The organism is Enterobacter sp. BWH52 (assembly GCF_001037565.1).
In the GTDB taxonomy this organism is placed as follows: domain Bacteria; phylum Pseudomonadota; class Gammaproteobacteria; order Enterobacterales; family Enterobacteriaceae; genus Enterobacter; species Enterobacter hormaechei_C.
Window position 1 is genome coordinate 1,310,634 of sequence record NZ_KQ089854.1, and the last position, 24,995, is coordinate 1,335,628.

Genomic DNA, 24,995 nt, shown 5'->3' on the forward strand with positions numbered 1-24,995 from the left:
CTTAATCTAACCGCCGTTTGGTTTTCATCCACGTCAACCCGATAAACATCAACGCCGACGCCATTAAAAACAGCGTGTTGATAATCAGCACCACCGGAATATTCCCCGCCAGGAAAAGGCTTTGCAGCGTGCTCACGAAGTAGCGCGCCGGGATAATGTAGGTCACGGCGCGGATGACGGCAGGCATACTGTCTATCTGGAAGATAAACCCGGAGAGCATTATCGACGGCAGAAAAGCGGCGTTCAGCGCCACCTGCGCGGCGTTAAACTGGTTGCGGGTGATGGTGGAGATGAGCAGTCCCATCCCCAGCGTGCTGAGTAAGAACAGGCTGGTGATAAAGAACAGCACCACCAGCGAGCCGCGATACGGCACGCCGAGGATAAAGACGGACACCAGCATGCAGAGCAGCATCGCCAGCATGCCGAGGAAGTAGTAGGGAATAAGCTTGCACAGCAGCAGCTCGACGCGCGTCACTTCGGTTGAAAGCAGCGCCTCCATGGTGCCGCGCTCCCATTCGCGGGCGATCACCAGCGAGGTGAGGATCGCGCCAATCACCGTCATAATAATCGTTACCGCGCCCGGAATAATAAAGTGCTGGCTGATGGCGGCGGGGTTAAACCAGTAGCGTGTCTGCACGTCAATCAGCGGTTCAAACTCCTCCCCCCGGTCCTCGGCGCGCTGCATCTGCCAGAGCTGCCAGATCCCCTCCGCGTAGCCCTGCACAAAGTTCGCGGTGTTCGGCTCGCTGCCGTCGGTAATCACCTGGATCGGCGCATCGGCGCCCGGGCGCGCCATGTTGGCCGCGAAATCCACCGGAATGACGATCAGACCGCGAATCTTCCCGGCCTGCATTTTCTGGATCAGTTCCTGCCGATTGTCGCTGATGGTGGCATCGATGTAGGGCGAGCCGGTCATGGCGTGGGTGAAGTCCAGCGCCTCTTCGCTCTGCTGCTCCAGCAAAATCCCGACCCGCAGCTTGCTGGAGTCGAGGTTAATCCCGTAGCCGAAAATAAACAGCAGCAGCAGGGGGATCACCACCGCAATCAGCCAGCTGCTGGGATCGCGCACGATCTGACGCGTCTCTTTAACGCACAGGGCGCGCACCCGGCGCCAGGAGAGGGCGTTACTGCGCATGAGTATTCTCCTTATCCCAGTCGTGGATGAGGGTGATAAACGCCTGCTCCATGGTCGGGTCTGGCTGCGAGTCGTCGGCGGCCTGCGCTTTCAGGTCATCCGGCGTGCCGTGGGCAATCAGCTTGCCGCGATAGACCAGCCCGATACGGTCGCAATACTCCGCCTCGTCCATAAAGTGGGTGGTGACCATCACGGTCACGCCTTTTTCCACCATGCTATTGATATGCAACCAGAATTCACGGCGGGTGAGGGGATCCACGCCTGACGTAGGTTCATCAAGAAACAGGATATCCGGCTCGTGCATCAACGAGCAGGCCAGCGCCAGCCGCTGTTTGAAGCCAAGCGGCAGCGCGTCGGTCGCCTGCGAGGCGATATCGGTCAGGCCGAAGGCGTCGCACATGCGGCCGATCTTCTGGTTCTGCGCCCGTCCCCGCAGGCCATAGACGCCGGAGAAAAATCGCAGATTTTGCTCCACCGTCAGGTTGCCGTAGAGCGAAAACTTCTGCGCCATATAGCCCAGGTGCTGGCGCGCCTTGCCGGAGCTGACTTTGAGATCCATGTTCAGCACCAGCGCTTTGCCGGACGTCGGTACCAGCAGACCGCACATCATTTTAAAGGTGGTGGATTTTCCTGCGCCGTTCGGCCCGAGCAGGCCAAATATCTCGCCGCGCTTCACGGCAAAATTGACGTTATCGGTGGCGGCGAAGTCGCCGAATTTTTTGGTGAGCGATTTCGCTTCAATGACCGTTTCGCCCGGCGTACCTTCCACCGTGTGCAGAATGGCGCCAAGCGGTGATTCTGAGGTTCCCGCCCCGCCCAGCAGATCGATAAACGCATCTTCAAAGCGCGGCGCGGTCTCTGTCATGTCGATCTCAGGCATCCCCTGCGCACGCCGGATATCGTCGGCGGTGGCCTCTTTTTTGAGGATCACGCGCACCGAACGGCCCTGAATCATCCCGTCGCTCACCTGGGGCAGCTTCAGCACCCGTTGCAGCAGCGTGCGGTTGGATTCCTGCGCGCTGTGCAGCAGAAAACTTCGCCCGGCCATGGTTTGCGTCAGCTCGGTGGGTTCGCCCTGATAGAGCAGTTCGCCTTCATTCATCAGCAGCACGTCGCGGCACTGTTCTGCTTCATCAAGGTATGAGGTACTCCAGAGGATCAGCATGCCGTCACCCGCCAGCTCGTGCACCATCTGCCACAGTTCACGGCGGGAAATCGGGTCCACGCCGACGCCGGGTTCATCCAGCAACAGCACCTTCGGTTCGCCCACCAGCGTGCAGGCCAGCCCCAGCTTCTGCTTCATCCCGCCGGAAAGTTTGCCCGCCAGCCGTTCGGTGAACGGGCCGAGGGAGGTGAACGCCAGCAGGCGCTCGAAGGTTTTCTCCCGGGTTTCGCCGGTGACGCTGCGCAGGTCGGCGTACAGGTTGAGGTTTTCCATCACCGTCAGGTCTTCGTACAGACCAAACTTCTGCGGCATATAGCCGAGTATGCCGTGGAGCGCCGCGTCGTCTTTGATCGGATCGAGGCCAAGCACGCTGGCACTGCCTTCATCCGGCTTCAGCAATCCCGCCAGCATCCGCATCAGCGTGGTTTTACCCGCGCCGTCCGGCCCCACCAGCCCGGTCACATAGCCTTTCTGAATCGTACAATTCAGCGGTGCGACCGCCGGTTTAGCCATTCCCGGGAAGCGTTTGACCAGATTGTTGAGCTGGATAACCGCGTCATTCATGTCGTTCCCCGTCGTTTAAGGTCACGGTAACAGGCATGCCCTGACGCAGCGCGTCGTCCGCATCGGTGACGATGATGCGCAGGCGATACACCAGGTCGGTACGCAGGTCCGGGGTTTCAACGGTTTTTGGCGTGAACTCGGCGGTAGGGGAGACGAAGCCCACTTTGCCGTGATAAGGCTTGTCCGGGCGACCGTCGGTATAGAGCAGCAGTTCGCGGCCCGGCTGCATCTGGCCAAGATTCGGCTCATCAATGTAAGCGCGCACCCACACCGGACGGGTTAAGGAGAGCGTTAACACGGTGCTGCCCGCGCTGAGCATGCTGCCCGGCTCCACGGCGCGGGTCATCAGCGTGCCGTCAGACAGGGCGATTAACGTGGTGTCGTGCAGATCCAGCTCCGCCTGGGCTAACTGCGCCTGCGCCTGCTCAAGGCTGGCCTTCGCCTGGGCAATGTCCTGCGCACGGTTACCGGTGCGGTACTGGCTTAGCTTATCCTGGGCAGATTTCAGCGTCGCCTGTGCCTGGTCGCGGGATGAGCGCGCATTTTCCAGGTCGTTGGCGGAAATAGTACGGCTTTTCCATAAGCCTTGCTGACGGTTATAGAAATTCTGCGCATAGTCATAGGCGGCTTTTGCCTGCTTAACGGCAGCGGCCGCCTGGGAGATCTCTTCGTCGCGATAGCCCGCCAGCATCAGGTCGTATTGCGCCTGTGCGACGGAGACGCCTGCTTTTGCCTGCATCAGCGCGTTCTCAAACGGGGCTTTGTCCAGCATCCCCAGCGTCTGCCCGGCTTTGATGGCATCGCCTTCGTCAACGTTCAGCGAGGCCAGCCGTCCGCCAACGCGGAAGCTCATGTTCACGGTGCGGATATCCACGTTGCCATACAGCGTCAGGCCACGATCCTGCTGGCTCTGATACCACAGCCAGCCGCCTGTTCCCGCGGCAAGCAAGACAACAACCACCAGAATGATGGCGACAGGTTTTTTCATGACTTCTGGCTCCTTTGCGTTAAGCCTTGCAGGATCAGATCAACGTGACAGGTAATGACCTGGCTAATTTGCGCGGCTTTATCCTCATCGAATTGTGTCCAGCCCGTACGTAACAGGATGGTCTCACGCCCCAGACGGAAGGCGAGCACTTCGCCCAGCAGGGCGTGGGTATGCAAAATGGTGTCGGTATCGCTGGCGTCCCGTCCGGTATAGGCGGCGATCAGCCGGGTCAGATGGCTGTGCATCGGGGCGATCACCTGATCGTGCACCAGCTGGTACGCGGCAGTGGGGGAGAGCTGCTCGCGGGAGATAAATTTGCTCAGGTTCAGCGTATCGTCGTGCGTCAGCAGGCGGATCATGTTGTGACAGGCGTTAAGGATCAGCTGGCGGATGGCAGCCCGGTCAGGCTCTGGCTGGCTGAACAGCGCGGTGGCTTCTTCCACGTGCGGGCGAAAGCTGGTGCCGATAAAATCCGCGATCCACTGGGCGCAGGCGAGGTATAAATCCTCTTTTGAGCCAAAATAGTAGGTGATGGCCGCAATATTCTGCCCGGCCTGAGCGGCGATATCCCGCGTGGTGGCATGCAGACCATACTCGCCAAACTGCGCCAGCGCGGCGGCGATAAGCTGACTTTTCGCCTGTTCGCCTTTGGTTGTCGTTGGGGTTGTATTCATAGCAGCATTAAAAATTAATCAATCGATTGATTAAGATTATGCCTGATTTGCGCAAACGTCGAGTCATCGCCGGGGATATTTTATGCGCCACGTCACAAAAGCTGCTACACTCCGCACCTTCGCGACATTGTGGTTTTTGTCCTTCTATTCGTTATATCTCCCTGAAAACTACACCTGTGATGGTCGGGGCGGTTCGGAGTTTTTATGTCTTTTGATTCCCTTGGTCTGAACCCGGAAATTCTGCGCGCCATCGCAGAGCAGGGCTACGTTGAGCCAACCCCTATCCAGCAGCAGGCCATTCCGGCCGTTTTGCAGGGCCGTGACCTGATGGCAAGCGCGCAGACCGGTACCGGTAAGACCGCGGGCTTTACCCTGCCGCTGCTGGAGCTGTTGGTAAAAAACCAGCCGCACGCCAAAGGCCGTCGTCCGGTGCGTGCGCTGATCCTCACCCCAACCCGCGAGCTGGCGGCCCAGATTGGCGAGAACGTGCGTGAATACAGCCGCTACCTCAACATTCGTTCGCTGGTAGTTTTCGGCGGGGTAAGCATTAACCCGCAGATGATGAAGCTGCGCGGCGGCGTGGACGTGCTGGTGGCAACACCGGGGCGTCTGCTGGATCTGGAACACCAGAACGCGGTGAAGCTCGATAACATCGAAATCCTGGTGCTGGACGAAGCCGACCGTATGCTGGACATGGGCTTCATCCACGACATTCGCCGCGTGCTGGCGAAGCTGCCGACGCGTCGTCAGAACCTGCTCTTCTCCGCGACCTTCTCCGACGAGATCAAGGCGCTGGCGGAAAAGCTGCTGCATAACCCGCTGGAAGTGGAAGTCGCGCGCCGCAACACCGCCTCCGAGCAGGTGACGCAGCACGTTCACTTTGTGGATAAGAAGCGCAAGCGGGAACTGCTCTCTCAGATGATCGGTCAGGGCAACTGGCAGCAGGTGCTGGTCTTTACCCGCACCAAGCACGGCGCCAACCACCTGGCGGAACAGCTGAATAAAGACGGCATCCGCAGCGCGGCGATCCACGGCAACAAGAGCCAGGGCGCGCGTACCCGCGCGCTGGCGGACTTTAAATCTGGCGACATTCGCGTGCTGGTGGCGACCGACATCGCCGCACGCGGTCTGGATATCGAAGAGCTGCCGCACGTGGTGAACTACGAGCTGCCAAACGTGCCGGAAGATTACGTTCACCGTATCGGCCGTACCGGCCGTGCGGCGGCAACCGGGGAAGCGCTCTCTCTGGTTTGCGTGGATGAACACAAGCTTCTACGCGACATTGAACGCCTGCTGAAGAAAGAGATCCCGCGCATTGAAACCCCGGGCTATGAAGTGGACCCGTCGATCAAAGCCGAGCCAATTCAGAACGGTCGTCAGGGTGGCGGGCGCGGTCAGGGCGGCGGTGGTCGCGGTCAGCAGCCGCGCCGTTCAGAAGGTGGCGCGCCGAAATCTTCGGGCAAACCGCCGCGTCGTAATAACGACAGCAAACCAGCCGGTGAAAACCCGTGGCGTAGCGGCGAAGGGAAACCGGCAGGCGAGGGGCAGCGCCGACGCCGCCCGCGTAAACCTGCTAACCCGCAGTAATCTGGAAGCCCGGTCGTAAAGCCGGGCTTTTCTTTTTGCGGCAGCGGAGAGAAAGTGCCACAATAGTGGCTGTTTATACAGTATTTCAGGTTTTCCGATGGCTTTAACCGCTGCGCTGAAAGCGCAAATAGGCGCCTGGTATAAGGCGCTACAGCAGCAGATCCCCGATTTTATCCCCCGAGCGCCGCAGCGGCAGATGATTGCCGACGTGGCAAAAACGCTCGCCGGGGACGACGGGCGACATCTGGCGATTGAAGCCCCGACCGGCGTCGGGAAAACCCTGTCGTATCTCATTCCCGGCATCGCCATCGCGCGGGAGGAGGACAAAACGCTGGTGGTCAGCACCGCCAACGTGGCCTTGCAGGATCAGATCTTCAGCAAAGATTTGCCGCTGCTGCGCAAAATTATCCCCGATTTACGCTTCACCGCCGCCTTTGGTCGCGGGCGCTACGTCTGCCCGCGCAATCTGGCGGCGCTGGCCAGCAGTGAACCCTCCCAGCAGGATCTGCTCGCGTTTCTTGATGACGAGCTGACGCCAAACAACAAGGCGGAGCAGGAGCAGTGCGCAAAGCTGAAGGCCGATCTCGACGGCTACAGGTGGGACGGCCTGCGGGATCACACCAGCCAGGCGATCGGCGACGACCTGTGGCACAGGCTCAGCACCGATAAAGCGAGCTGCCTGAACCGCAACTGTCACTACTACCGCGAGTGCCCTTTCTTTGTTGCCCGGCGTGAGATTCAGGAAGCGGAGGTGGTTGTCGCCAACCATGCGCTGGTGATGGCCGCACTGGAGAGTGAAGCGGTCCTGCCGGAGCCCAAAAACCTGCTGCTGGTGCTCGATGAAGGTCATCATCTGCCCGACGTGGCGCGGGATGCGCTGGAGATGAGCGCGGAAATTACCGCCCCGTGGTTTCGCCTGCAACTGGATCTGTTCTGTAAGCTGGTGGCAACCTGCATGGAGCAGTTCCGCCCGAAAACCACGCCGCCGCTGGCGGTTCCGGAGCGGTTGAGCGAGCACTGTGAAGAGGTGTACGGCCTCATCGCCTCGCTGAATAACATTCTTAACCTGTATCTCCCCGCCACCCAGGAGGCGGAACACCGCTTTGCGATGGGGGAGTTGCCGCAGGAAGTGATGGAAATTTGTCAGCAGCTGGCGAAGCACCTTGAAAAGCTGCGCGGGCTGGCGGAGATGTTCTTAAATGATCTCAGCGAGAAAACCGGTACCCATGACGTGGTGCGCTTGCACCGCATTCTGCTGCAAATGAACCGCGCGCTGGGCATGTTTGAGGCGCAGAGCAAACTCTGGCGGCTGGCCTCAATGGCGCAGGCGTCCGGCGCGCCGGTGACAAAGTGGGCCACCCGCGAAGTGCGAGACGGGCAGGTACATCTTTTCTTCCACTGCGTGGGCATCCGCGTGGCCGATCAGCTGGAAAAGCTGATCTGGCGCAGCGTGCCGCACGTGGTAGTGACATCGGCGACCCTGCGTTCACTGAACAGCTTCTCAAGGTTGCAGGAAATGAGCGGCCTGAAAGAGAAAGCGGGGGACCGTTTTGTGGCCCTGGACTCGCCGTTCAACCACTGTGAGCAGGGCAAGCTGGTGATCCCGCGCATGAACTATGAGCCGCTTATCGATAACGAAGAGCAGCATATTGCGGAAATGGCGGCCTACTTCCGCGAGCAGGTTGAGAGTAAAAAATACCCAGGTATGCTGGTGCTGTTTGCCAGCGGCCGCGCGATGCAACGCTTCCTGGAGCACGTCACCGATCTGCGCTTGCTCCTGCTGGTGCAGGGCGATCAGCCGCGCTATCGGCTGGTGGAAACCCACCGTAAACGCATCGATAACGGCGAGCGCAGCGTGCTGGTGGGGTTACAGTCCTTTGCGGAAGGGCTTGATTTGAAAGGTGACTACCTGACGCAGGTGCATATCCATAAAATTGCCTTCCCGCCCATCGACAGCCCGGTGGTGATCACCGAAGGCGAATGGCTGAAAAGCCTGAACCGTTATCCGTTTGAAGTGCAAAGCCTGCCTGCGGCGTCGTTTAACCTTATTCAGCAGGTCGGGCGCTTGATCCGTAGCCACGGCTGCTGGGGCGAGGTGGTGATTTATGACAAACGACTGCTCACCAAAAACTACGGCCAACGGCTGCTGAATGCGCTGCCGATCTTCCCGATTGAGCAGCCAGAAGTGCCGGAGGTAAAAAAACGTCCGGCAAAACCCTCTGCCGGGCGTACAAAAAGCATCCGTGCAAAGAGGCGCGGTCCTACTGGTAAGTGAATGTCACCTGAATCACGCTGCTGAACGTCCCGGCAGTGACGGGCATTGAGGTGGCGTAGTAGCGCGCGGACAGGGGAAAGGTTGCCGTGTGGTCGCTCGGATTGATGGCGGCGTTAAAGGCGGCCTGCGGGGCAATCAGTTTTTTGTCCTGCCGGTCTGCCAGCTCCAGCGCCAGCCCCTTTGCGCTGCCGATATTGGCAAATTTGGTCGGATGCACGCTGTCTGCCTGGCCATAGAAAAAGGCCGTGGCAAGCGCCAGCGTGGCAGGACAGTGCGATACTGACAGGGAAAAGTCTTTCCACTCGCCGGTATCGCCCACGTCTTTAAAATCACCGGATGCCGCCTGACCTAAATCCACCGTCAGGTTGCGGCTGGCGCTGTCAATGATGCAGGTATTGGCGTAAATATTTCCCGTCATCTGGATCTGAATATCGTCTGCGTGGGCCTGGGCCAGTAAGCCCATCGTCAGAAACGCGATTGTCTTTTTCATGTCGGTCACTTATAGGCGAGAGTGATGGTTGCTACGGTGTTGGCGGGGCCGGGCGTCACCACATCGCTGATCTGCTCGTAGCGAACCTGAAAGGGGATCTCCAGCGTTTCATTGGCAACGGCCTGGCTTTGAGTGTTGACGTAGGTATCAAAGGTCGCAATGCGGTCATCAAACAGCATTCTCACCCCGACGCCCGTTGCCATGCCTGTCTGCTTCGTCAGTTTGATCACCCCCTCGAATGCCGTCTCGTAGCCGTTAGCACTGGTGATTTTTAGCTCAGGCTGAACGGTTGTGTCACAGTTAACGGTGATATTAAACGTTTGAGCGGGGCTGGATAAAAAACCCACGCTCATAAAATCACTGACGGGAAAATCACCCAAATTAACGGTGAGATTTTTTGGCGAAACAGAGCAGGTGACCTGATGCAAAATGACGTTACCTGCATACGCAATATGGTTAGGGCTGCCGATCCCTTCGTGACCGAAAACGCCAATGCCGAATTCGGTCTGAGACTGCACCAGCGTGCCGGAGGTCACGGCGTCGCTTGTTTTGACCAGTTCAAGCGTGACGTCAAAGTTAAACGACTGTGTGCCATCGCCAGAAACATAGCCAACAGGCGTTCCGCGTGAATCGCACTGTACTCCGCCTGCTCCGCTGATTCGCTGACCCTGATCGTTCATCAATGCGACCCCGACACCCGGTACGCCGGATTCGTATACTCCCTTCAGCCCCGGAATTTCCGCTCCGGTACCGTAGTAACACGAGACAATTTCCAGTCCGCTGTCGATACTCTGATCGCAGTGCCCGGCAACATGAACACTCTGCTCTGTACCCGGGATCGTTTCGCCAACGGCCAGCGTCGTGGGAACGGAGATAGAGGCCACGTTAATCATTTTGGGCAGATCCGGCGTGGTGCATGTCGCCTTCGCATGCGGCATAAATAACGCGGCGGTTCCCAGAACCAGTAAGAAAAAGCACTGTTTAATCATTTGCATAATCGTTAGCCTGAACGGTGGATCAGTGACACTGCGCGGCAGCGTTAATGATGCTGGTTTTCTCTTTCTCATCCGTTAGCGCATAGTCAGCGACGCAGTGCTCGTTCGCCCCCTGTCCCCAGGAAACGTAGAGATGCCCTTGCTGCGGCAGACCAGAGAGGTAGGTCTGGCCGTCATTCCCGACAATAAATTCGCTGTCCTTATCCTCGGTGGTGACCGTTGCGCCGAAGGGCAGCGGTTTACCCTTTTGCGTAAGCGTCATCAGGACGCGGTTACCCACGCGGGTATTAAAGCTGGCGCGCACCACGGCCCCGCGGGTTGGCGTCACGATCTGCGCCGCGTGGGTGACGTCGGCGTTGTCCGGTAGCGTTTCGGTATCCAGCGCGATGGTGTTGCGGCGATACGCGGTAACAAACGGCACGACGGTGTAGCCGCGGAAGTCGGTCTCGACGCCCGTCTGGTTCGTGATATGGGTTCCGTGCGTGCCCGGCGCTTTCACCAGCGCGATGGTGTCACCGAGCGGCTGGCTCAGGGTTATTCCGTTCGCATGGGCAACCACGCCGCCCTGCAAACCGACGTTCAGGGTCTGCTGATACTTATCCTGACTGACGCCTGCGCTCACTTCGCCATAGGTCGCTTTGTAATCGGCGTTGATGCTGGTGGAGTTACCGCTGCCGGTGCTGCTCAGCCCTTCCTGGATGTTCCAGTTCAGGTTGTCCTCTTTCAGCGCCGTGCCGTTCAGGCCGATGTTCTGCGTCGTGCCGTCTTTGGTGTTGTTCAGGTTGTAGGTGGCCCAGGTGTTATGCATCCAGCGGTCCAGCGGCACCGAGACGCTCAGCGAGAACTGGTTGTCGTTTGTCACCTCGTTACCGTCTTCATCGCTGTCCTGGGTGTTTTTGTTCATGCTGTAGCTGAGGCTGTAGCTCACCCCATGCCAGCTATTGTTGTAGCTGACGCTCAGGGAGGTCATGTTCTGGCTCTGGCTCCAGTACGTCTCTTTCACCATGCTCAGCGTGACCGACCCCCAGCCTTCTGGCAGCGTCTGGTCAACGGTGGCTTCGGTACGGGCGCGGCGCTGCTGGGGAGCAGACCAGTCGTCGGAGCGGGTATACGACTCCATGGTGTCGTCCAGGGTGTAAAACCCCTCGCTGTTATAGCGATAGCCCGCAAGGGTAAAGTTGGTGCCCGAACCGGCGAAATCTTTGCTGTAACGGATGCGCCATGACTGGCCCTTGCTGGACTGCTGTTTTTTCAACAGGGCTCTGGCGCGGGTTACGTCAATGGAGAACGCCCCCAGATCGCCCATGTTTTTCCCGGCGCCTATCGCCTGTGACTGATAATGGCTACTCTGCTGCACGCCGCCGTAGGCCGTGAAGCCGAAGGGTAAACCGTAGATGGCGCTTCCCTGGGCAAACGGGGTCTTTTCAACGTCTTTGTCATAAGAGCGATAACGCCCGGCGGTTACGCTGTAGCGCAGGTTTTTTTCACGCTGCAATACCGGCACGGAGGCAAACGGCACCACGAAGTGGCTTTCGCTACCGTCTGTTTCTTTCACCGTGACCTGGAGATCGCCGCTGCTGCCGGTAGGGTAGAGATCGTTAATTTCGAACGCGCCGGGGGCGACCGTGTTCTGATAAATGATGTAACCGTTCTGGCGTACCACCACCTGCGCGTTACTGTGGGCGCTGCCGCGAATAATAGGGGCATAGCCTTTCTCGCTGTCCGGCAGCATGTCGCTGTCGGATTTTAGCTCCACGCCGGTATAGGGGACGCTGTCAAAAACGTCAGAAGGTGAGGTGCTTTGGCCCACCGTCACGTCACTTTTCATCGCCACAATATCGCGTTGCGCATAGGTATAAACGGAGGTGAATTTCTGTTCCTCCTCATGACCCGTGGTGCTGCGATTCCAGGTGGAGTAGTTACGAACGCGCCATGCCCCGATGTTGAAGCCGGGACGCAGGTTAACGTACTGGCTGCTGCTATTCTCTTCACCCTGCTGGCGCGCATGGCTCTGGCTGGTGTTGACGCTGTAATTAAGCAGGCCCGCGTTGATCCCTTCGTCAAACTCTTTCGGGTCGATGTAACCGCGAGGAACCTGACCGAGCGCCTTTTGCGGAATGCTCAGCAGCAGCTGCTGATTGCGCACGCGAAAGGTCGCGGATGCCGAAGGGATGGCGTGTAGATCGGCGCACTGACCTTCTGCCCTCATCTGCGGATATTTTTGCGTTTTGATCCCGAGGCTCTTTAATTCGTCCAGTGTAAAACAAGGCTGGAGCGTGCTGGTGCCCTGTGGATCTTTAACTAAGTTGAAGGTCACGTCGCGGGTATCAATTTTATTGTTATTGATAAAGATCGCGACCTGATATTTACCTGGTGCCTGGCCGGGACCTTTTTCATAGACAGACAGATCGGTCTTTCCCTGCTGCGGGTTATCAATGTCCAGCAGGGCAGGGTTAAAATAATCATCAGCCAAAACCTGCTGCGCAAAGAACGCCATTGCCAGGCAACAAATAGCCATCAGCAATGACGAAAATCGGCAGGTGAACGGCTTTTTATGGCTGTACATGATGATTTTATTACCGGGTAATACGATTAATGAACGGGTTTAGACCATGTCTGACTGATGCTGCCGTAATCGGTAATAATGGAATACGCGACGGTAGAACCTCCGACGTTGCCAGGTAAAGCAAAATGCGTTTCAGTTTTCGGCACAGCCCAGGTGGCTTTTTTGACTTTCTGACCATTCAGGGTGAGAGTCTGAAAATTCATATAGAAAGGTGTGGGATTATTCACCACTAAATCATTCCCTTCGCGATGCCATTCAAGTTTATCGGCCACATCTTCTGGTCTGCCTTTTACCGCTGACGGGCGATAGAGCAATTTAATGCGGGTATTAATGGCAATTTGCAGCGTATTTACCCCTTCGACATGCTTCGAGGACGGGATCGCTTTAATATTCAGCCAGTACAGAGATTCCCTGTCTTCCGGTAAATTTCCTCCCGTACGGACTACGCGCAGGACGTTATCCTCTTTCGCATCCAGTCGAAAAAGCGGCGGCGTGATCAGGAACGGGGCTTTGGCCTGGTTTTTACCGCCAGAATCGACCCAGGACTGCACCAGATAATCCGTGGTATCCGGGTTTGAAAGACCGAGAGATGATTCCTTTTTATCTCCCTGATAGACCAGCCGGGTGCCATTAATCACGACCCCCGCCTGTGCCGAGGCTGCTACCAGTAAAAGAGTGCTCAGTAAATAACCGTGGCGCATAAAGATTTCTCAATAAAAAGATGAGATATTAATGCTCGCAAAAGCATTAATATCTCAGGATTGATAAGATCAGTTATAAATAACGGTGAAGGTTGATACAGAGTTAGCAGGGCCTGCGGTGACTGCCGCCTGGGTTTGAATATAACGCGCACCGAACTCCAGATCGTTAACCGCCGTGCCGGAGGCTAAAGGATATTGCTTCGAAGGGGTATACAGGCTGACAGGCTGCCCGGACGTGTCAACCAGCTGAATAGCCACACCGGTAGCCGCATCGGTATCGGGCGTTAACGCCAGCGCGGCATTATTATCCGCATCCGGGGTACCACCGAAGTTAATCGCTGCCGAGGTTACGGTTTCCGGACAATTGGTTAACTTAATATCAAACTTCGTTAATGTGCTGGTAGAGCCTGCGCCGGTAAATACCGTTTTAGATACTTTTCCCAACTGAACATCTAATGGATTACTTAATCCATTCACGACCTGGCAAGCAGAATCGATAATTTCTCCGGTGAAATTAATCTGCCCTTCACCGTTGGTTGCCGCAAATGCAGATGCAGAACATCCCACCGTTGCGGCGATAAACAACCCTAATGCAACCTTGTTCATAGTAAATCCCGATGTGTTTCTGGCAAAAACGTTGCCTGGACGTTTTCACCGTTGACCTTTAATGACTTTTCGATGTTTATTTAATCAAAAAAAGGACAGAGACGAATCTTTTGTCCCAATCACAAATATTGCAAATAATGCTTGAGTTTATTTTTTTATCTGAAAACAGCAGGTTGATAATGATCACAAAACACTATCGGGTGCGTGTCCATCGGGCTATATTGTTAACAAGATGATGCTGTCAGGAGAAATGTCGTGGATTACCGCAAAATTATCAAAGAGGTAGGGCGTGGGAAAAACCATGCTCGCGATCTGGACCAGGACACGGCCCGTGCGTTGTACACGCATATGCTGAATGGCGACGTGCCGGAGCTGGAAATGGGCGGCATTCTGATTGCGCTGCGCATCAAAGGGGAAGGTGAGGCGGAGATGCGGGGTTTTTATGAGGCCATGCAGTCGCAGACGATGCGTTTAACCCCGCCCGTCACGAAGCCGATGCCGATAGTGATCCCGACCTACAATGGCGCGCGTAAGCAGGCAAACCTCACGCCGCTGCTGGCTATTCTGTTGCAGAAACTCGGTTTCCCGGTGGTGGTGCATGGCGTGAGCGAAGATCCAACGCGCGTGCTGACAGAAACCATTCTGGAATTATTAGGCATCGAACCTACTCTCCATGCTGGCCAGGCGCAGGCCAAACTGGAGGGGAACCAGCCGGTCTATATTCCCGTGCGCGCGCTCTGCCCGCCGCTGGAAAAGCAGCTGGACATGCGATGGCGAATGGGAGTACGTAACAGCGCCCACACCCTGGCGAAGCTGGCGACGCCGTTTGCCGAAGACGCCGCGCTACGTCTTTCCAGCGTCTCCCATCCGGAGTACGTGACGCGGGTCGGACAATTTTTTGCCGAAATCGGCGGGCGGGCGCTGCTGATGCACGGGACGGAAGGGGAGATTTATGCCAACCCGCAGCGTTGTCCACAGCTGATGCTGATTGAGCCTGCCGGGACGCGGGTCGTACTGGAACGTGGGGAAGAGAACTGCGATGTGATCTTGCCCGAGTCAAAAGATCCGCAGGTCACCGCGCACTGGATCGTACAGTGTCTGGCCGGAAAGGTGCCGGTTCCTCAGTCGATCAAGCTGCAAATGGCCTGCTGCCTGCTGGCGGCAGGGGAAGTGGCATCCGTGGAAGCCGGATTGCAGCGCGTGGCACAGTCGTTTAAGTAAAAAAAAGCCCGTCCAGTGGCGGACGGGCAAACAAGGGTAACAACAGGGTCAATGAGGGTTGGAGCATCTCACCAGAGGGTATGGTGAGGGTGGAGCATAATTCGTTCGATTACTTGTAGATAACCGCAGTACCGCTCAGTTTGTTATTACCGTTAGTGGACGTGATGGTGTATCCACTTGCGCCGGCAGCGGCTGCTTTTTCCGCCAGTTTGGCTTCCAGACCGTCCAGCGTGGTCGCGCCTTCAGCACTCACCACCCCGATTTTGTTCAGATCCTGTGCCTGAGTAGAGGAGACTGGCTCTACGGCGAAAGCGCCGAAAGAGAGAGCGGACAGGGCAACAGCGGCAACAGCATATTTGATGGTTTTCATAGGTCAATTCTCGCAGGTTATTCTGTTAAAGGGACGATGTTCCGTCGATGTGATAAGTATCACGGTTTTTAGCGGAAGATAAAATCGAAGAGAATTGACGTGGTTGCTCAAAAAAATTGAATGACAAATAACTTATTGATTATTAATAAATTCAGAAGCGGAATTGACACTTCTTGTGGATGCGCTTTACAGAAGCCATCGGAAGGGCACGATTTGCTACGCGTATCGCTAAAAGTCGTGAGCGTAAAGTAAACGGCTGGCGCGGTTAACTTCGGTAAAGGAAAGTCAACGTAACTGGCTGTCTTTCGATCCTCTGCGATTATATCCTGAATGTGTCGCATTTTTCGAATCTTTCTCCTGCTGACAGGCAATACATAGCCGTACGCCAGGAATGGCTTTACGCCGTGCCTCAGGAATCGGATCTCCGCACTCTTCGCATTCCGTCAAACTTTCGCCGCGTGGAATTTCACCGCGAGCACGCGCGACCGCATCTTCAATAGTACTGTTGATCTGTTCGTTAACGGCGTCGTCATTCGCCCAGCCGGAAGCCATCATGTTCTCCTGATCTGTTTAAGCCATTCATCTTAATATGGGGTTAAAAAACGCACAGTCAAGGCGAAGGAAGGGAATGAGAACTGCATCTGCCTGGCAGATGCAGTGTGGGAAGGAAATCGATTATTTATAGATGGTCGCGGTGCCGTACATATGGTTATCACCACCGGCAGCGTTCACCACGAAGCCTTTAGCCCCTTCCTGACGCGCTTTTTCGGCCAGCTTGTCCTGAAGGTCATCAAGGTTGCTTGCCCGGCTGACAGAGACCGTCCCCGCCGCACGTAGCTGGCTGGTGTCGTTGCTGTCGGTCAGAGGTTGAACGGACCAGGCTGAGAACGATGCGCCTGCCAGCGCACCCGCAATAATAAAGGTCAGATATTTTTTCATAATCACATCCTCAGGGGAAACAACAGGTGATTCCTCTTAAGTTTAGAAGCCTGACGCGTGTGATTTAGCGCAAAAATTTGATGATGATCTGCTTATTTTTTGAACGATAAATTCTGACAATTTGTTGACAGATCATAGACATACAGGCCGCTGATTTTTGTCGTTTTTTTGTGCGACTCAGACAGATATTTACCCCCGCGCCGTCACAGGGTATCTTACGCGGCTGTTTAAAGGAGAATGCCATGACTTCCCAAAAGCCGGGATTGCACCCGCGTAACCGCCACCGTAGCCGCTACGACATGAAAGCCCTGTGCCTGAGCTGCCCCGAATTGCAGGATTTTATTGTTCAGACACCAGCCGGTGAACCGTCGGTAAACTTTGCCGATCCGCTGGCGGTTAAGACGCTGAACAAAGCGCTGCTGGCCCATTTTTATGGCGTTACGCACTGGGACATCCCGGATGGCTTTCTCTGCCCACCGGTGCCAGGACGTGCGGATTACGTCCATCATCTTGCCGATCTGCTGGCGGATGACAATGGCGGCGTGGTGCCAAAACAGGCCACCGTGCTTGATATCGGTACGGGCGCGAACCTGATCTACCCCCTGATAGGCGCACATGAATATCAGTGGCGGTTTACCGGCAGCGAGATCGGTGCTGAGGCCTTCGCCAGCGCGCAGGCCATTATCAACGCTAACCCGGGGTTAAGCCGGGCCGTTCGTCTGCGTCGTCAGAAGGATGCCGCTGCTATTTTCAACGGCATTATTCATAAGAACGAACAATATGATGCCACCCTGTGCAACCCGCCATTCCACGACTCCGCCGCCTCTGCTCGTGCGGGAAGTGAACGCAAGCGGCGTAACCTGGGCCAGGCTGAAGATGGCGCGCTGAACTTTGGCGGCCAGCAGCAGGAGCTGTGGTGCGAGGGCGGGGAAGTGGCATTTATTCTGCGCATGATTGCCGAGAGTAAGGGCTTCGGTCGTCAGGTGAAATGGTTTACCACGCTGGTCTCCCGTGGCGATAACCTGCCGCCGCTTTACCGCGCGCTGACCGACGTCGGCGCGGTGAAAGTGGTTAAAAAAGAGATGGCGCAGGGCCAGAAGCAGAGCCGCTTTATTGCCTGGTCCTTTATGGACGATAACAAACGCCGCAAATAATCGTTTCTCGGGCCGGGTAAGGCGAAGCCGCCACCCGGCTCGTTTACAGCGTCGGCTCCTGCGGAGGGAGCGGCGAAGCGGGCGGCGACAATACCTGATACGTCTGCACCGGCGCTCTCACGTTCGCCAGATCGAAGTGTTTTTTCACCATGCTGTCGAGGGCGAAGCGCACCGTCCACTGCTTCAGCGGCTGGGTGGTGAACGACACGCGCAGGGTAAAGGCAGTGTTCGTCAGCCCGACGATGCCCGCGAACGATGGTTCACCAATCACCAGCCCGCGAATATCCTCCATCTCCATCAGTTCGTTCACCGCATCCCGCAGCGCCTGCTTCGCCTTATCTGCATCTTCGTGACGATCGACATCATAATTCGCCACCACCGAACCAATGCCGCGCACAAAGTTGGCAAAGGTGGTGATCGATGACCACGGAATAATGTGGTACGCGCCGGTATCCTGACGCACGCCGACGGAGCGAATGGACATCCTCTCGACCGTGCCGGTGAGCGGACCGATGGTCACCAGATCCCCGGTATTCATCCCGTTCTCAAACTGGATAAAAATGCCGGTGATAATATCCTTCACCAGCGTCTGAGAACCGAAGGAGATCGCCAGCCCCAGCGCACCGGCACCCGCCAGCAGCGGGGCGATATTCACGCCGATTTCCGACAGCACAATCATGATGGTGATGGTACTGATGATCACCGCCAGCGCGTTGCGGCACAGGGTTAGCAGCGTGCGGGCGCGGGCGCTCGGTAGCGGCCTGCCGTGGACATCCGACACCAGACGGTTTTCGATAAGGCTTGCCAGCAGCGTCCAGCCGACGGCGGAGAAAAACAGGATCAGCGCGATACGAATAAGAATATCAACGGTCTTTTCCCCCGCGCCGTTATGCAGCCAGTTCCAGAAATCAAACAGCCCCCACGCGTTCAGCAGCAGCATAATTGCCACGCAGACCGTCAGAATACGCGCCACCTTCAGGGATACGGTCATCCAGCCATTCACCCGCTTTTGCAGTTCCGGGTAGTTACGCTGAACCTGCGGCGACAGGGTGATCGTTTTCGACAGCCAGCGGGAAAGCAGGCCAGAGACAAAGGCCGCAATGCCGATAATCGCCAGGCTTTTGAACGTCGCCCCCATCATAAATTTCAGGCTATTGCCCGGGTCGAACAGGGAGAAGAAACAGAGCACAATAAAATAGGCGCTGGCCAGCCAGTGCCACACCAGCGCAAAGGCGCGAATAAAGAGGCTGAAAAAGGAGAGGGAGCGATCGGCCAGGTGCAGCAGGCTGTCGGTGATCGCTTTTTTATTGTGGAAGATGAGGTACAGCGCCCAGACGGTAATGCACAGCATGATCAGCACGTTCGCCAGCGCCCCGAACTGCACGTTAACCTGGTTGGAAATAATCGGCACGGCAACCAACAAGCCATAACCAATCAACCCGCTCAGCACGCTAAGCCGCACCGCCCAGTATTTGGCGCTCTGATCCGAAATGGCGAAGGGGCGAAGGTCCGGCACGCGCGGGCAGAAGATCAACCGCAGGAGGGCTTTAAAGAACTCAATCAGGGCAAACGCATTGAGGAACAGTCCCTGCTGAAACGCGATGGTTTTGTTTCCGGTATTAAGTCGGTCAGCCAGCAGCTGACCGACAAACAGCGTCAGGGCCAGCAGCAGCAAATCGATGACAAACGCCCCGGTAATCATTGCCGGAAGATGCAGCCAGCTGCTTTTATGCTGATTCTTTTTGCGTCCCCACTGTCCCATTTTCCGGTAAAGCGGCCAGACAGACAGGCGCAACAGCCAGTAAAAAATGAAGACGGCACCAGCCAGAATAGCAAACTGGGTGGCGGCGGCGGAAAAGGTGTGAGGATTAAAAGGCTTATGTGAGGTGCCAACCAGGTTGCGATAGAGTTGGGCAAAACGCGACGACAGGGCTTCCCCGTAGCGGCGACTGATGTCGGTGACGTTTTCCAGCACCGTTTTTTCTTCTTCGGCTTCCGGCGGCGCAATAGCAGGAACCGGATCCTGAGGCGGCGTGGCGGCCACCTTCCTCAGCTGATCGATCAGCTCCTGCCGGGACGTGTCGTTCTCAAGCACGTCGGCAAGCGCGCCGTAAGCGGCTTTTTTCTTTTCAGCGTCTGGCTCTGGCGGCGCATTTTGCTGGGTGGCGGTGGCTCCGGTGGTGACGCCGGGAAGGGTTACAGCAAGTGATGGCGCGCTAAACAGGCTAAACAGTAGCAACAGGATCCACGGCACGGCGTCCTCCGACAAAAATATCGTGCAAAATGATAAGTATAGAGCGCGCGGAGCGGAGGGGAGTTTTTGGGAACAATCCGGCATAAAAAAGCCGGGCATGCCCGGCTCTGTGTGTGGTTATCAGGAGACGTGTTGCAGGAACTCCTGAAGGCGCTGGCTTGGTGGGTTCGCAATCAGCGTCTGCGGATTACCGTCTTCCGCGATGCGGCCCTTATCAATGAAGATCAGACGGGACGCCACTTTTTCGGCAAAGCCGATTTCGTGGGTAACGATGACCATCGTCATGCCTTCTTCCGCCAGATCCTGCATAACTTTCAGCACTTCGTGACGCAGCTCCGGGTCGAGTGCCGACGTTGGCTCATCGAACAGCATCATCTTTGGCTTCACCGCCAGCGCACGGGCAATGGCCACGCGCTGCTGCTGGCCGCCGGACAGCTCGGAAGGATAGTGGTGGGCACGCTCCGCCAGACCAACCTTCGCCAGCAGATCTTTTGCCAGCGCTTCCGCTGCCGCTTTGCTGGCCCCGCGCACGCGCAGAGGACCAAACATCACGTTTTCCAGCGCCGTGAGGTGCGGGAACAGGTAGAACTGCTGGAACACCATGCCCGCTTCCTGGCGGATCAGGCGCTCGTCAACTTTCGGATCGTTAACCTTCAGACCATCGACGATCAAATCGCCGCTGGTGATCTCCTCAAGCTTGTTAATGCAGCGCAGCAGGGTGGATTTACCGGAACCGGACGGCCCGATGATCACCACCACTTCGCCCTGCCTGATGTTCAAATCGATATTGTGCAACACCTGGGTTGGGCCAAAGTGCTTGGAAACGTTTTTAAATTCAATCACAGGATTTTCATCCTTCTTTCAAGACGACGCAGAACAAAGCTCAGGACAAGCGTGATAATCAGGTAGACAACGGCGACCGCACTCCAGATTTCCAGGGCGCGGAAGTTACCCGCGATGATCTCCTGGCCCTGACGGGTCAGCTCGGCCACGCCGATAACAATAAACAGCGAGGTGTCTTTGATGCTGATGATCCACTGGTTACCCAGCGGCGGCAGCATGCGGCGCAGCGCCAGCGGCAGGATCACGTGACGGATGGTTTCGCGACGGGAAAGACCTAACGCCAGGCCAGCTTCACTGAACCCTTTATGAATCGACAGCACCGCACCGCGGGTAATTTCCGCAATGTAGGCGCCGGAGTTGATCATGATGGTGACAACGGCGGCGCTGAACGGGTCAATGCGCAGGTCGGTGAAGGCCATCGGCAGGGCGAAGTAGATGAACATGACCTGCACCACAATGGGTGTGCCGCGGATCACTTCGATGAAAACCAGTGCGATGTGATTTGCAATCCAGCCACCGTAGGTGCGGGCGAAACCGGCGACAAGACCGATAATCAACCCGCCAACCAGACCGAGGACCGAAATCCACAGGGTCATTTTAGCGCCTTCAAGCAAGAGTGGAATGACAGGCCAGATGGCGCTCCAGTCAAACTGCATGATGTATTCCTGTATACCGTGGTGAAAAACGAAAAACGTAGGCCCGGTAAGCGTAAGCGCCACCGGGCGTTACAAACCTGAAGTCAGGTGAAATTATTTAGGCTCGGTACCGAACCATTTTTTGTAGATTTCGTTATAGGTGCCGTTCTCTTTCAGGGTTTTCAGCGCGCCGTTAACTTTGTTACGCAGGTCGTCGCTGCCTTTCGGGAATGCAATACCGTACTGCTGAGCTTCCAGAGAATCACCTACCGCTTTGAACTTGCCGTTACCGGCAGTTTTGATGAAGTAAAGGATGTTAGGCGTATCGTGCAGCACCGCATCCGCGCGGTTGGTGCCCAGTTCCATGTAAGCGTTGTCGATGTTCGGGAACTGACGCAGGTCTTTGGTTTTGATGTTGGCTTTCGCGTAATCAACTGAGCCAGTGCCGCTCTTCACGGCGACCACTTTACCGTCGAGATCTTTCACGCTTTTCACATCGTTGTTATCCGCTTTCACCATCACCAGCAGGCCGCTTTTGTAGTAGCCGTCAGAGAAATCGATGGCCTTTTTACGCTCTTCGGTAATGGTGATGCCTGCCAGCGCCAAGTCAACGTTTTTGGTTTGCAGTGCCGGGATAATGCCGCTGAAGTCCATTGGCTTCAGGGTGTAATCCAGTTTGAGTTCTTTTGCGACAGCGGCCCACAGATCCACGTCAAAACCAACGTATTTATCACCCTGTTTAAATTCAAACGGTACGAACGCCGTGTCCGTCGCCACAACCAGTTTGTCGGCAGCCTGCGAGGACACCGCAAACGCCAGGGTAAGTGCAGCCAGTGAAACTTTTAATACAGACTTCATAGCATTTCCTTTTATATCCACGGGGCGATCCCCTGCGAGAACCTCAGGCACAATGAAAAAATCATGCCAGTTTTACAAGCTGTTGTTTTGCAAAGGGGATGATGTCACGCATTGCACGAAAAGCGTGGCAATCCTGCCAGGTTGCACCAGAATGGAGCACCGTTTTGGTGCGCTTCGTTAAGGTCTTCTGACAGGGGGATATTTAGCGCAGAATCTGACGAAAAAACAATCTTCCGTTAACGGTTGTGTGAGGTGATTATTACATTTTATTCACTTTTGCGGCCGTTGCGGGCAAAAGTGCGCACCATAAATGTGCAAAACCCCCGCCAGGGGCGAGGGTTATTCGGAAAATCCGCAGGGATTATTCGATGTTGGACTCAATGAACCACAGGAACTGATCCAGGTCGCGTGATGCGGCAGTGAAGATATCAGCAGTATCTTCATCTTTGGCTTCGCCAATCGCTTTACGAACATCATTCGCCACAATCGCGTAGCGGTCCGCCAGCTCTTTCAGGTGATCCTGAACGGTATGGATATCCAGCGGATAGCTTTTCAATGGCGTTTTGCTGTTGATCACCTGTGTGGTACCCAGTGCCACGCCACCCAGCTGTACGGCACGTTCGGCCATGGTATCCAGGTGAGTCACCAGTGCTGTGCGGAAGCCATCCAGCATTTCATGAACGGCAATAAAGTTTGCACCGCGCATATTCCAGTGAGCCTGTTTGGTGATCAGCGAAAGATCGATGAACTGGACCACCTGGCGATTCAGCAGCTCAATGGTCGCTTTTTTATCGCTATCCGATACATCGTTACGGGTATAAAGCAGATTAGACGCTTTCGTTTTCACCAGTTTAGCGGTACTCATAATCTCATATCCTCTTGATGTTTGTGTCCCAGGTAATTACGGGACTAAGTATAGCACCGGATTTTTTCTCTGCGGTTTGGCTCTGCCTATTGGTTTAATAGTGAAAGTAAGATTGTATTATCAACTGATTGAAAAATAAGTAGTTTATTAAAGTTGATACAGATCAATCTTAATTCATTCTTCGGGAAGCCGGGCAGGTGAAATATTTTGGCAATACAAGATAGTTTGTAAGAAATTATTTGAAGTACTGACGAGGCGTATATTCTGCATGGCGGGTTAGCCATGCAGAATTTAAGGCCTAGTTGAGATCGATTTTTTGCACTTTAGGTTCCGGGCGCATGGTCAGGGTGGAGCCCATTGACGCCGCGATAATGGAACAGAGCGCCAGCGTTTGTACCAGGGTCAGGGTTTCACCGAGGAAAATCATTCCTGAGATGGCGGCCAGCGCGGGCTCCATGCTCATGAGCGTACCAAAAATGCGTGTGGGCAGGCGCGTCAGGGCGATCATCTCCAGAGAGTAGGGCAGGGCCGTAGAGAGAATGGCAACCGCCAGACCAACCGGCAGGATTGACCACTGCCATATTGAGTCTGTCGCTTGTGCCATTCCGATTGGGACAAAGATTACGGCGGCAATTAGTGAGCCTAAGGCGACCGTCGCGGGGCCGTGCTCTTCGCCCGCACGCTGGCCAGTGAGAATATACACCGCCCAGCATGCCCCCGCGCCCAGCGCCAGAGCTGCCCCTGTCAAATCGATTTGTGAAACGCTTTGCCCGAGCGGCAGCAGGAACCATAGCCCCAGCACGGCCAGTATGACCCAGATAAAATCTACCGGACGACGAGAAGAGAAGAGGGCAACCGCCAGCGGGCCGGTAAATTCAAGCGCGACCGCGATCCCCAGCGGGATAGTCTGAATAGAGAGATAGAACATGTAGTTCATCCCTCCCAGTGCCAGCCCATAAAAAAGCAGTGGCAGTCGCTGCTCCTTTTTAAACCGTAGCCGCCAGGGTTTAAAGATAACCACGAGGATCAGGGTGCCTAATGCGATACGCAGCGCCGTGACGCCGGGCGCACCAACCAGCGGAAACAGCGATTTTGCCAGCGACGCGCCGCTTTGTATGGACATCATCGCGATAAGTATGACTGCCACCGGCATCCAGACCGACGATTTACGGGGTAAACCTGGCATCCTTTCTCCTGTCAATTTTTGTCAAAAGAGGTAAAAGTCGCAGTGTAATGGAAATAAGCTGCGACGGTTGAGCTACTGTTGAAAAAAATCCAGGGAAAATCCGTAAAATGAGGAAAGGTTGATGCTTTTATCGCCTGAAAGATTAGGAATAATCTGGATGAACTTTCTGGCGATGACGCGCACTATTAGCGTTTGAAGGTGAAAATCTGGAGTTATTTTAACAAGATAGCTGGTGCTGGAAATGTTCTGTTACAGGAAAGGTCGCATTAGACATCGTGAATGACAAAGAGTTTCACAGATTTTTTTGATATATTTAAAACTTACGGACTTACTTGAAGCACATTTGAGGTGGTTATGAAAAAAATTGCATGTCTTTCAGCACTGGCAGCTGTTCTGGCTGTTTCCGCAGGTACCGCTGTAGCGGCAACTTCTACTGTAACTGGTGGTTACGCTCAGAGCGATATGCAGGGCGTGATGAACAAAACCAACGGTTTCAACCTGAAGTACCGTTACGAGCAAGACAACAACCCGCTGGGTGTGATCGGTTCTTTCACTTACACCGAGAAAGATCGTACTGAAAATGGCTCTTACAATAAAGGTCAGTACTACGGCATCACCGCGGGTCCTGCTTACCGCCTGAATGACTGGGCAAGCATCTACGGTGTTGTAGGTGTTGGCTACGGTAAATTCCAGCAGACCGAAAACCAGGGTCTGAACCGTACTGCAAGCAACAGCGACTATGGTTTCTCCTATGGCGCAGGTATGCAGTTCAACCCAATCGAAAACGTTGCTCTGGACTTCTCCTATGAGCAGAGCCGTATCCGCAACGTTGACGTTGGCACCTGGATCGCGGGCGTAGGTTACCGCTTCTAATCACTTCGGTGAGCCAGTAAAAAATCCGCCCTTTGAGGCGGATTTTTTTGT

Annotated in this window: 23 protein-coding genes; 5 read left to right on the forward strand and 18 right to left on the reverse strand. The window is 55.6% G+C overall.

Translation table 11 applies throughout. The features are described from left to right. Window position 1: 1 nt before the first annotated feature. The 4 genes from SK47_RS06150 to cecR are packed head-to-tail and all read right to left on the reverse strand — an operon-like array spanning window position 2 to window position 4,526. On the reverse strand, window positions 2-1,135 hold the full coding sequence (locus tag SK47_RS06150) for an ABC transporter permease (protein WP_048243636.1): 1,134 nt from the start codon (window positions 1,133-1,135) through the stop codon (window positions 2-4). Then, complete coding sequence (locus tag SK47_RS06155) at window positions 1,125-2,864, reverse strand: ATP-binding cassette domain-containing protein (RefSeq protein ID WP_048243637.1); 1,740 nt, start codon at window positions 2,862-2,864, stop codon at window positions 1,125-1,127. The genes SK47_RS06150 and SK47_RS06155 overlap by 11 nt, the downstream gene beginning before the upstream one ends. After that, the gene (gene hlyD, locus SK47_RS06160; RefSeq protein ID WP_048243639.1) at window positions 2,857-3,852 is read right to left on the reverse strand and encodes a secretion protein HlyD; all 996 of its coding nucleotides are present in this window, start codon (window positions 3,850-3,852) and stop codon (window positions 2,857-2,859) included. The genes SK47_RS06155 and hlyD overlap by 8 nt, the downstream gene beginning before the upstream one ends. Then, window positions 3,849-4,526: a transcriptional regulator CecR gene (cecR, locus tag SK47_RS06165; RefSeq protein ID WP_003858489.1), complete on the reverse strand. Its 678-nt coding sequence runs from the start codon at window positions 4,524-4,526 to the stop codon at window positions 3,849-3,851. Before cecR ends, hlyD begins: the two co-directional genes overlap by 4 nt. Window positions 4,527-4,730: 204 nt before the next feature. On the opposite strand from cecR, the gene rhlE reads away from it, so the two are divergent. Further along, window positions 4,731-6,113 (forward strand): ATP-dependent RNA helicase RhlE, encoded by a 1,383-nt coding sequence (gene rhlE / locus SK47_RS06170; protein WP_003858487.1) that lies wholly within the window; start codon window positions 4,731-4,733, stop codon window positions 6,111-6,113. A gap of 97 nt (window positions 6,114-6,210) precedes the next feature. Then, a complete protein-coding gene (dinG, locus tag SK47_RS06175; RefSeq protein ID WP_023324351.1) occupies window positions 6,211-8,388 on the forward strand; it encodes an ATP-dependent DNA helicase DinG in 2,178 nt (725 codons plus the stop codon). On the opposite strand, the gene SK47_RS06180 is transcribed toward dinG, so the two are convergent. The 5 genes from SK47_RS06180 to SK47_RS06200 form a co-directional block, all read right to left on the reverse strand. Continuing rightward, complete coding sequence (locus tag SK47_RS06180; protein WP_048243640.1) at window positions 8,375-8,878, reverse strand: fimbrial protein; 504 nt, start codon at window positions 8,876-8,878, stop codon at window positions 8,375-8,377. The genes dinG and SK47_RS06180 overlap by 14 nt on opposite strands. Before the next feature lie 5 nt (window positions 8,879-8,883). Beyond that, on the reverse strand, window positions 8,884-9,873 hold the full coding sequence (locus SK47_RS06185) for a fimbrial protein (RefSeq protein ID WP_032657674.1): 990 nt from the start codon (window positions 9,871-9,873) through the stop codon (window positions 8,884-8,886). A 22-nt stretch (window positions 9,874-9,895) separates the two neighbouring features. Continuing rightward, window positions 9,896-12,439, reverse strand: a complete 2,544-nt coding sequence (locus SK47_RS06190; RefSeq protein ID WP_072255610.1) for a fimbria/pilus outer membrane usher protein — start codon at window positions 12,437-12,439, stop codon at window positions 9,896-9,898. Between the two features lie 26 nt (window positions 12,440-12,465). Beyond that, window positions 12,466-13,140, reverse strand: coding sequence for a fimbrial biogenesis chaperone (locus SK47_RS06195; RefSeq protein ID WP_048243644.1), 675 nt, complete (start codon window positions 13,138-13,140; stop codon window positions 12,466-12,468). Between the two features lie 69 nt (window positions 13,141-13,209). Then, window positions 13,210-13,746 (reverse strand): fimbrial protein, encoded by a 537-nt coding sequence (locus SK47_RS06200; RefSeq protein ID WP_003858476.1) that lies wholly within the window; start codon window positions 13,744-13,746, stop codon window positions 13,210-13,212. A gap of 255 nt (window positions 13,747-14,001) precedes the next feature. Between SK47_RS06200 and ybiB the strand changes: the two genes are divergently transcribed. Beyond that, the gene (gene ybiB / locus SK47_RS06205) at window positions 14,002-14,967 is read left to right on the forward strand and encodes a DNA-binding protein YbiB (RefSeq protein WP_048243646.1); all 966 of its coding nucleotides are present in this window, start codon (window positions 14,002-14,004) and stop codon (window positions 14,965-14,967) included. A 109-nt stretch (window positions 14,968-15,076) separates the two neighbouring features. Here the strand turns inward: ybiB and ybiJ are convergent, their stop codons facing one another. The 3 genes from ybiJ to mcbA all read right to left on the reverse strand — a co-directional run bounded on the left by ybiJ (window position 15,077) and on the right by mcbA (window position 16,276). Further along, complete coding sequence (gene ybiJ, locus SK47_RS06210; protein WP_003858474.1) at window positions 15,077-15,337, reverse strand: DUF1471 family protein YbiJ; 261 nt, start codon at window positions 15,335-15,337, stop codon at window positions 15,077-15,079. A gap of 285 nt (window positions 15,338-15,622) precedes the next feature. After that, window positions 15,623-15,889 (reverse strand): DksA/TraR family C4-type zinc finger protein, encoded by a 267-nt coding sequence (locus SK47_RS06215; RefSeq protein WP_003858472.1) that lies wholly within the window; start codon window positions 15,887-15,889, stop codon window positions 15,623-15,625. Between the two features lie 123 nt (window positions 15,890-16,012). Beyond that, a complete protein-coding gene (mcbA, locus tag SK47_RS06220; protein ID WP_003858470.1) occupies window positions 16,013-16,276 on the reverse strand; it encodes a DUF1471 family periplasmic protein McbA in 264 nt (87 codons plus the stop codon). Window positions 16,277-16,518: 242 nt separating this feature from the next. On the opposite strand from mcbA, the gene rlmF reads away from it, so the two are divergent. Further along, entirely contained in the window at window positions 16,519-17,430 is a 912-nt protein-coding gene (rlmF, locus tag SK47_RS06230) for a 23S rRNA (adenine(1618)-N(6))-methyltransferase RlmF (RefSeq protein ID WP_023315680.1), read from the forward strand. Between the two features lie 43 nt (window positions 17,431-17,473). Here rlmF and ybiO read toward each other — a convergent pair whose 3' ends face one another. The 6 genes from ybiO to rhtA form a co-directional block, all read right to left on the reverse strand. Continuing rightward, window positions 17,474-19,684, reverse strand: a complete 2,211-nt coding sequence (gene ybiO / locus SK47_RS06235) for a mechanosensitive channel protein (protein WP_032608902.1) — start codon at window positions 19,682-19,684, stop codon at window positions 17,474-17,476. 120 nt (window positions 19,685-19,804) lie between these two features. After that, the gene (gene glnQ, locus SK47_RS06240; protein WP_003858465.1) at window positions 19,805-20,527 is read right to left on the reverse strand and encodes a glutamine ABC transporter ATP-binding protein GlnQ; all 723 of its coding nucleotides are present in this window, start codon (window positions 20,525-20,527) and stop codon (window positions 19,805-19,807) included. Continuing rightward, a complete protein-coding gene (gene glnP / locus SK47_RS06245) occupies window positions 20,524-21,183 on the reverse strand; it encodes a glutamine ABC transporter permease GlnP (protein WP_045897302.1) in 660 nt (219 codons plus the stop codon). Before glnP ends, glnQ begins: the two co-directional genes overlap by 4 nt. Before the next feature lie 93 nt (window positions 21,184-21,276). After that, the gene (gene glnH, locus SK47_RS06250) at window positions 21,277-22,020 is read right to left on the reverse strand and encodes a glutamine ABC transporter substrate-binding protein GlnH (protein WP_003858455.1); all 744 of its coding nucleotides are present in this window, start codon (window positions 22,018-22,020) and stop codon (window positions 21,277-21,279) included. Window positions 22,021-22,381: 361 nt separating this feature from the next. Beyond that, window positions 22,382-22,885: a DNA starvation/stationary phase protection protein Dps gene (gene dps, locus SK47_RS06255; RefSeq protein WP_000100801.1), complete on the reverse strand. Its 504-nt coding sequence runs from the start codon at window positions 22,883-22,885 to the stop codon at window positions 22,382-22,384. 298 nt (window positions 22,886-23,183) lie between these two features. Next, window positions 23,184-24,071, reverse strand: coding sequence for a threonine/homoserine exporter RhtA (gene rhtA / locus SK47_RS06260; protein WP_022650655.1), 888 nt, complete (start codon window positions 24,069-24,071; stop codon window positions 23,184-23,186). Between the two features lie 354 nt (window positions 24,072-24,425). Here rhtA and ompX point away from each other — a divergent pair, with 354 nt between their 5' ends. Further along, window positions 24,426-24,944 carry an outer membrane protein OmpX gene (ompX, locus tag SK47_RS06265; RefSeq protein ID WP_003858450.1) on the forward strand — a complete coding sequence of 173 codons (519 nt, stop codon included), beginning with the start codon at window positions 24,426-24,428 and terminating at the stop codon, window positions 24,942-24,944. Window positions 24,945-24,995: the final 51 nt, after the last annotated feature.

Excerpts from the sequence above, each read along its gene's own strand:
- ompX (WP_003858450.1), top strand. The coding sequence starts at position 24,426 with ATGAAAAAAATTGCATGTCTTTCAGCACTGGCAGCTGTTCTGGCTGTT.
- SK47_RS06185 (WP_032657674.1), bottom strand. The coding sequence starts at position 9,873 with ATGCAAATGATTAAACAGTGCTTTTTCTTACTGGTTCTGGGAACCGCC.
- SK47_RS06150 (WP_048243636.1), bottom strand. The coding sequence starts at position 1,135 with ATGCGCAGTAACGCCCTCTCCTGGCGCCGGGTGCGCGCCCTGTGCGTT.
- rlmF (WP_023315680.1), top strand. The coding sequence starts at position 16,519 with ATGACTTCCCAAAAGCCGGGATTGCACCCGCGTAACCGCCACCGTAGC.
- glnP (WP_045897302.1), bottom strand. The coding sequence starts at position 21,183 with ATGCAGTTTGACTGGAGCGCCATCTGGCCTGTCATTCCACTCTTGCTT.
- mcbA (WP_003858470.1), bottom strand. The coding sequence starts at position 16,276 with ATGAAAAAATATCTGACCTTTATTATTGCGGGTGCGCTGGCAGGCGCA.
- SK47_RS06195 (WP_048243644.1), bottom strand. The coding sequence starts at position 13,140 with ATGCGCCACGGTTATTTACTGAGCACTCTTTTACTGGTAGCAGCCTCG.
- SK47_RS06155 (WP_048243637.1), bottom strand. The coding sequence starts at position 2,864 with ATGAATGACGCGGTTATCCAGCTCAACAATCTGGTCAAACGCTTCCCG.
- hlyD (WP_048243639.1), bottom strand. The coding sequence starts at position 3,852 with ATGAAAAAACCTGTCGCCATCATTCTGGTGGTTGTTGTCTTGCTTGCC.
- SK47_RS06180 (WP_048243640.1), bottom strand. The coding sequence starts at position 8,878 with ATGAAAAAGACAATCGCGTTTCTGACGATGGGCTTACTGGCCCAGGCC.
- SK47_RS06215 (WP_003858472.1), bottom strand. The coding sequence starts at position 15,889 with ATGGCTTCCGGCTGGGCGAATGACGACGCCGTTAACGAACAGATCAAC.
- SK47_RS06190 (WP_072255610.1), bottom strand. The coding sequence starts at position 12,439 with ATGTACAGCCATAAAAAGCCGTTCACCTGCCGATTTTCGTCATTGCTG.
- ybiJ (WP_003858474.1), bottom strand. The coding sequence starts at position 15,337 with ATGAAAACCATCAAATATGCTGTTGCCGCTGTTGCCCTGTCCGCTCTC.
- rhlE (WP_003858487.1), top strand. The coding sequence starts at position 4,731 with ATGTCTTTTGATTCCCTTGGTCTGAACCCGGAAATTCTGCGCGCCATC.
- dps (WP_000100801.1), bottom strand. The coding sequence starts at position 22,885 with ATGAGTACCGCTAAACTGGTGAAAACGAAAGCGTCTAATCTGCTTTAT.
- rhtA (WP_022650655.1), bottom strand. The coding sequence starts at position 24,071 with ATGCCAGGTTTACCCCGTAAATCGTCGGTCTGGATGCCGGTGGCAGTC.
- glnH (WP_003858455.1), bottom strand. The coding sequence starts at position 22,020 with ATGAAGTCTGTATTAAAAGTTTCACTGGCTGCACTTACCCTGGCGTTT.
- SK47_RS06200 (WP_003858476.1), bottom strand. The coding sequence starts at position 13,746 with ATGAACAAGGTTGCATTAGGGTTGTTTATCGCCGCAACGGTGGGATGT.
- dinG (WP_023324351.1), top strand. The coding sequence starts at position 6,211 with ATGGCTTTAACCGCTGCGCTGAAAGCGCAAATAGGCGCCTGGTATAAG.
- cecR (WP_003858489.1), bottom strand. The coding sequence starts at position 4,526 with ATGAATACAACCCCAACGACAACCAAAGGCGAACAGGCGAAAAGTCAG.